The following is a 5872-nucleotide window of genomic DNA, read 5'->3' on the forward strand; positions in this document are numbered from 1 at the left end:
GGACCGGGGAGGGGGGCGCGGCGTTGACGGACATGACGGAGGAACTCCTCGCGTTGTCGGTACGTGCTCGGTGGGACCGCGGCCGGCCGGTCGCGGTCAGAGGGTGCTGCGGTACGGCGGCATGAAGCGCATGCGCGGCATCTGGTCGGCCAGCACTCCCCCGTCGACGACGATGCGCGCCCCGGTGAGGTAGGCACCGGCGTCCGAGGCGAGCAGCAGCAGCGCGCCGACGCACTCCTCGGGCCGGGCGTACCGGCCCAGCGGGATGCGCTCGCGGTACGCGGCCTCGAACGCCTCCCGGTCGAAGGGGAACTCGCCGTCGATGGGTGTCTCGACCATGCCGGGGGCCAGGGTGTTGGCGGTGATGCCGTGCGGGGCGAGTTCGACCGCGAGGGTCTCGGTGAGGAGCTGGGCGGCGGCCTTGGAGGCGTTGTAGTGGGCCAGTCCGGCCTCCGCCACCAGGGCGTTCTTCGAGGTGATGGTGATGATGCGGCCGGCGATGGCGTCGGCCGTCATGTGTTCGGCGACGCGCTGGCTGAGGAAGAAGACCGCGTCGACGTTGACCCGCATGATGTGCGACCAGCTCGCGGGGGTGATCTCGTTGAAGCGCTCCAGCGCCGCCGTGCCCGCGTTGTTGACCAGGATGTGCAGCGGGCCCGCCTCGGCGCGCACGGTGTCGACGAAGCCGGGCAGCGCCTCGATGTCGGCGAGGTCCTGCCCGTACGTACGGCAGGTGCGGCCGAGCGCCCGGACCTCGGCCGCGGTCTCGGCGATGCCGTCCGCGCCGGGCAGGTCGACGAGCACCAGATCGGCGCCCGCCTCGGCGAGGCCGACGGCGAAGGAGCGGCCCAGCCCCCGGGCTGCCCCGGTGACGACCGCGGTGCGGCCGGTCAGATCGAAGCGGTCGGTTCCGCGGGGCGGGACGGCTGCGGTCATGGCGGGCTTCCTTAGCAGTGCGGAGGGGTGACGGGTCCGGGCCGCCGCGTGGGGGACACAGGGGTGAGGGCGCGGCGGCCCGGTTCGCCGGTACGGTGCGGGCAACAGGGGGGAGTGGGCCCGGCACCGTACCGGCGGTTCGTGGGACGGCCGGTTCAGCCGTTCAGGCCCAGCAGATCGAGTGAGGGCCGGTGGATGATCTCCTCCACCGCGTCCGCGTCGAGCGGCGGCAGCCCGGGGATGCCGGGGATACGGGCGATCTCCCGCAGCCCCTTCACCGAGTCGTCGACCGTCGTGAACGGGTAGTCGCTGCCGAACATCAGCTTGTGGAAGACCCCGTAGTCCTGGACCAGCCGGAGGCTGTGCCAGAGCTGGAAGGGCCGGTAGTGCAGGGCGCTGATGTCCGCGTACACGTGCGGGTGCTTGCGGATGACCGCGATGCACTCGCCCTCGAAGGGATGGCCGAGGTGAGCGAGGACCATCCGCAGCTCCGGGTGGCGGATGGCGACCGCGTCCAGGTGGCGGGGCATCGCCCATTCCAGGGGCGCGGTCGAGACGAAGGTGGTGCCGGTGTGCACCAGGAGCGGCAGTCCGTTGCGTTCGGCGTACGTGTACAGCTCGTCGTACTCCTCGGCGGCCGGGTCGAAGCCCGCGTACATCGGCATCAGCTTGATGCCGCGCAGGCCCAGTTCCTGGTGGCCGTAGCGGAGTTCGTCCTGCCAGCCGGGCTGGGTGGGGTCGAGCGAGAGATAGCCGATGAGCCGGTCGGGGCGGGCCGCGACGTACGAGGCGACGGCGGTGTCGTCGACCCAGAGGCCGCTGCGCCGTGCCTTGCCGCCGACCACGACCGTGCGGGTGCCCTCGGGGGCGGTGGCCGCGTACTCCTCCCACTTCACCGTCAGGTCGACCTCGCCCGCGTGGGCGCGGGCGGAGTCGGACCGGAAGGGGTCGGTGAAGTCGTGGCTGTGCCGGAAGAGATGGGAGTGGACGTCGACGATCATGTCCGGTTCCGCTTCTCCCAGCCGTCCGCGAACATGTTCCAGAAGCGGTGGCTGGGCGGGTGTTCCTCGAAGACCTCGTCGACCAGCTCGACACCGAGACCGGGTGCGGTCGGCAGGCCGATGTGGCCGTCGGTGATCGGCAGGGTTCCCTTGAGAGCGTCGAAGACGTAGTCCTCCAGGAGGCCGTCGAAGGTCTCCAGGATCTTGAAGTTGGGGATGCCGAGCGTCGCGTGCACCGAGACGGTGGTGCAGAGCGGTGAGTTGGAGTTGTGCGGGGCCACGAGCATGCCGTGGGTGTCGGCGGTCGCGGCGAGCTTGCGCACCTCGGTGAATCCGCCCGCCATGGAGAGGTCGGGCTGGATGATGTCCACCGCGTGGGTGGCGAAGAGCTGCTTGTACTCGTAGCGGTTGTGGAAGTGCTCGCCGCCGGAGATCGGGAACGCGGCGCGCTGGCGCAGCTCCGCGTAGCGCTCGATGTGGGTCCAGGGCATCGGCTCCTCGAACCAGCCGATGTCGAAGGGCTCCAGCTCGCGCACCAGGCGGGCGGCGGTCGGCATCGCGAAGCGGGCGTGGCCCTCGATGAAGAGGTCGATGTCCGGTCCGATGGCCTCGCGGACGGCGGCGACCAGGTCCACGGAGCGGCGCAGTTCGGCGCGTTCGAGCTCGTGCAGGCCCGGCCCGAAGGGGTCGAACTTGAGGGCGGTGAAGCCCTTGGCCACGGTCTCCTTCGCCTTCGCCGCGAAGGTCTCCGGCTCGCGTTCGCCGGTGTACCAGCCGTTCGCGTAGACGCGGACCTCGTCACGGCAGGCGCCGCCGGTCAGCCGGTAGGCGGGAACGCCGAGCGCCTTGCCCATCAGGTCGTACATCGCCTGGTCGAGGCCGGACAGGGCGACGCCGCCCATGTCGCCGCCGCGCAGGAAGTCGCCCTGGTAGACGCGGAGCCACAGCTCCTCGACGTCGAAGGGGTCGGCGCCGATGAGGTGGCGGCGGGCGATCGCCTCGGTGAGGTCACAGACCTCACGGACCCGGTAGGGGTGGGTGATCTCGCCGATGCCGGACAGGCCCTCGTCGGTGTGGACCCGGACGTAGCCGAAGTCCCGCCAGGAGGTGCCGAGCATCAGGGTCTCGACCCGGGTGATCCGGCCCGCGGGGCCGGCGGGGCGGGTGCGGTTGACGGTGAGCATCAGCGGGCCGCCCCGCCCATGGTGGAGGCGTTCTCCAGGTCGCGGGCGCCGCCCTCGGCGAGCACGGCCCTGACCGCGGCCTCGGTGCCCTCGATGAGGCGGTCCACGTCGGCGTCGGTGTGGGCGTAGCTGATGTGGCTGCGCTTGAGGTTGAGCGGCAGTTCGAACAGGCCGTGCTCCAGGAGCTTGCGGCGGTAGCCGACGAAGAGCGAGGCGTCGTTGTCCAGCAGGTCCGCGTAGGTGCGGGGGGCCTCGCCGGGCATGAAGTAGCTGACGAAGACGGAGCCGTAGCCGGTGACGACGGCGGGGACGCCGAGGCGCTCGTACAGGCCGGTCAGTTCGGTGCGGACCCGCGCGCCGAGCCGGAAGACGTGCTCGTGGACCGGCTCCTCGCGCAGCTTGCGCAGGGTGGCGAGGGCGGCGGCGACCACGGAGGGGTGGCCGTTGTACGTACCCGCGAAGAAGGCGGGGGCGCCGGGGCGGGTGGAGAAGAGCTCCATCAGGTCGGCACGGCCGCCGATCGCGCCGACGGGGGCGCCGTTGGCGATGGCCTTGCCGAGGGTGGTGAGGTCGGGGGTGACACCGGAGATCTTCTGCCAGCCGCCGATGTCGTGGCGGAAGCCGGTGATGACCTCGTCGAAGATCAGGACGCTGCCGGCCTTGGTGGTCTCCTCGCGCAGCGTGGTGAGGAACTCCTGGTACGGCAGGAGCGCGCCGACATTGTGTGGGACGGGCTCGACGATGACGGCGGCGATGTCCGGGCCGTGCTCGGCGAAGGCGCGGCGGACGGCCTCGCTGTCGTTGAACGGCAGGACCAGCGTGGCGTCGAGGACCTCGGGCAGGATGCCGGTGGAGATCGGGTCGTGGCTGCCGACCTTGTCGGGCGCGGAGATGACGTTGAGGCTGACCGCGTCGTGCCAGCCGTGGTAGCAGCCCTGGAACTTGACGACCAGACGGCGGCCGGTGGCGGCGCGCGAGACGCGCAGCGCGTGGAAGGTGGCCTCGCTGCCGGTGCTGGTGAGCAGCACCTTCTCGATCGAGGGGATCAGTTCGGCGAGCTGTTCGGCCAGGACGATCTCGCCCTCGGTGACACCGACGCCCATGTGGCCGAGAGTGGCTCCGGCCTCGGCGGTGGCGCGGGCCACGTCGGGGTCGTTGTGACCGAGCAGCGGCGGCCCGAAGGCCGAGTGGAAGTCGGTGTACTCGCGTCCGTCGGCGGTGCGGAACCGTGCGCCGTCGGTGCCGGTGACGACCAGGTCGGTCAGTCCGGGAACGCTGCGCTGACCGCTGTTCACGCCGCCGGGTACGACCTGGCGGGCGCGTTCGGCGAGTCGGGCTCCGGTTTCGTTGCCTGCCGGGCCTGAACTCATAATCGCTTGCTCCTTGCGTCGAGAGTCGTCGGTCGTCGCGGGCCCTGCCCGGCCCGTGAGTCCCTGGCGCCATCCGCCCGGCAGTCGCCGCAGGAAGAGGGGTGATCCGTGGTGCTTCAGGTGGTGCGTTTCGCTTTTTCTGAACACTGTTCTGTAGAGCAGAACAGTGCCTGGATATTACGTGCGGCCCTGGAGGCGGTCAAGACCCTTCCACCCCCGGAAGCAGCCGATTTCACGGTTTCTTTTCAGCGATAGCGCGGCCGGGCCCTTCGCGAGGCACTAGGCTGTTCGGCTATGACGAACAGTGCTGCCCCAGAAGAACCGAAGTACTGGGTCAAGAGCGTGGCCAGGGCAGCGGACATCCTCGAAGCGCTCGCCGCTCCCGCACAGGGGAACGGCCTGAGCGTCACGGAGGTGGGCCAGGCCTGCTCCATCTCCAAGAGCGCCGCCTTCGGCATGCTCCAGACCCTGCGCGCCTACGGACTCGTCTCGGACGACGGCGAGGGCATGAACCGCCGCTACCGGCTCGGGATGAGCCTGGCCCGGCTCGGTGACCGGGCCCGTTCCCAGGTGTCCCTGCGCGGGGTCGCCCACCCCGTCCTGCGCGAACTGACCGGGAGCACGGGCATGGCCTCCCGGCTCGCCGTGCCCGAGGACGGCCACGCGGTCGTGGTGGACCAGGTCGAGCTCGACCAGCGCGTCCGGCTCGACCTGCGGATGGGCCAGCGCGAGCTGCCGCACTGCACGGGGCTGGGCAAGGCGCTGCTGTCCGCCGTGCCGCAGAGCGAGGCGGCCTCGGTGATCGAACGGTTCGGGCTGCCGCGGCGCACCTCCCGCACGATCACGGACCCGGCGACCTTCCTGTCCCATCTGCGCGACATCGCCCGGGCCGGTTACGCCCTGGACGACGAGGAGGACGCCGAGGGCATCATCTGCATCGGCGCACCGGTCTTCGACGACCGCTCGGTGTGCGCCGGGGCGGTCTCCATCACCGGGCTCAAGCTCGGGCTGCCGGCCTGGCGTTACCAGGAGCTGGGCGGCCAGGTGCGGGACGCGGCCCGCCGGATCAGCGTCGCGCTCGGCTGGGTCGACGACACGGAGGGCACCGACCCGGCCGACGACGTACCGCATTCCGACGAAAACAGGTCTTGACCAAACGGCTTGACCCGCCGTAGGTTCCCTGCCAACCGCAGTGACACTTCCTGGTCACCGGATTTTTACCCTTTCCGGCTCGTTCCGGCGCCTGCCCATCGCGCTGTGAACCATTGATGTCCGGACCATTTTCAGCCATCCGCCTTATGGCAGTCCTCCGCAGGAACGCTCCCTCCCTTGCCGCACTTCTCGGAAGGCGAAGTCCGCATGAGCGTTCCGCACCACCCCT

At 70.6% G+C, this 5872-nt stretch carries 5 protein-coding genes; 1 reads left to right on the forward strand and 4 read right to left on the reverse strand.

From position 1 onward, the window contains the following. Positions 1 to 96 precede the first annotated feature (96 nt). From ACFVWY_RS35360 to ACFVWY_RS35375, 4 genes are all read right to left on the reverse strand, one after another. Positions 97 to 936 carry an SDR family NAD(P)-dependent oxidoreductase gene (locus ACFVWY_RS35360; RefSeq protein ID WP_389879009.1) on the reverse strand — a complete coding sequence of 280 codons (840 nt, stop codon included), beginning with the start codon at positions 934 to 936 and terminating at the stop codon, positions 97 to 99. Between the two features lie 155 nt (positions 937 to 1091). Further along, positions 1092 to 1937: an amidohydrolase family protein gene (locus tag ACFVWY_RS35365; RefSeq protein WP_389879010.1), complete on the reverse strand. Its 846-nt coding sequence runs from the start codon at positions 1935 to 1937 to the stop codon at positions 1092 to 1094. After that, on the reverse strand, positions 1934 to 3121 hold the full coding sequence (locus ACFVWY_RS35370) for a mandelate racemase/muconate lactonizing enzyme family protein (RefSeq protein ID WP_389879011.1): 1188 nt from the start codon (positions 3119 to 3121) through the stop codon (positions 1934 to 1936). Before ACFVWY_RS35370 ends, ACFVWY_RS35365 begins: the two co-directional genes overlap by 4 nt. After that, a complete protein-coding gene (locus tag ACFVWY_RS35375; protein ID WP_389879012.1) occupies positions 3121 to 4491 on the reverse strand; it encodes an aspartate aminotransferase family protein in 1371 nt (456 codons plus the stop codon). The genes ACFVWY_RS35370 and ACFVWY_RS35375 overlap by 1 nt, the downstream gene beginning before the upstream one ends. Positions 4492 to 4785: 294 nt before the next feature. On the opposite strand from ACFVWY_RS35375, the gene ACFVWY_RS35380 reads away from it, so the two are divergent. Then, entirely contained in the window at positions 4786 to 5643 is an 858-nt protein-coding gene (locus tag ACFVWY_RS35380) for an IclR family transcriptional regulator (protein ID WP_389879013.1), read from the forward strand. Positions 5644 to 5872 lie beyond the last annotated feature (229 nt).

Origin of the sequence: Streptomyces sp. NPDC058195 (assembly GCF_042883525.1) — a bacterium.
Taxonomy (GTDB): Bacteria; Actinomycetota; Actinomycetes; order Streptomycetales; family Streptomycetaceae; genus Streptomyces.

Excerpts from the sequence above, each read along its gene's own strand:
- ACFVWY_RS35360 (WP_389879009.1), bottom strand. The coding sequence starts at position 936 with ATGACCGCAGCCGTCCCGCCCCGCGGAACCGACCGCTTCGATCTGACC.
- ACFVWY_RS35375 (WP_389879012.1), bottom strand. The coding sequence starts at position 4,491 with ATGAGTTCAGGCCCGGCAGGCAACGAAACCGGAGCCCGACTCGCCGAA.
- ACFVWY_RS35365 (WP_389879010.1), bottom strand. The coding sequence starts at position 1,937 with ATGATCGTCGACGTCCACTCCCATCTCTTCCGGCACAGCCACGACTTC.
- ACFVWY_RS35370 (WP_389879011.1), bottom strand. The coding sequence starts at position 3,121 with ATGCTCACCGTCAACCGCACCCGCCCCGCCGGCCCCGCGGGCCGGATC.
- ACFVWY_RS35380 (WP_389879013.1), top strand. The coding sequence starts at position 4,786 with ATGACGAACAGTGCTGCCCCAGAAGAACCGAAGTACTGGGTCAAGAGC.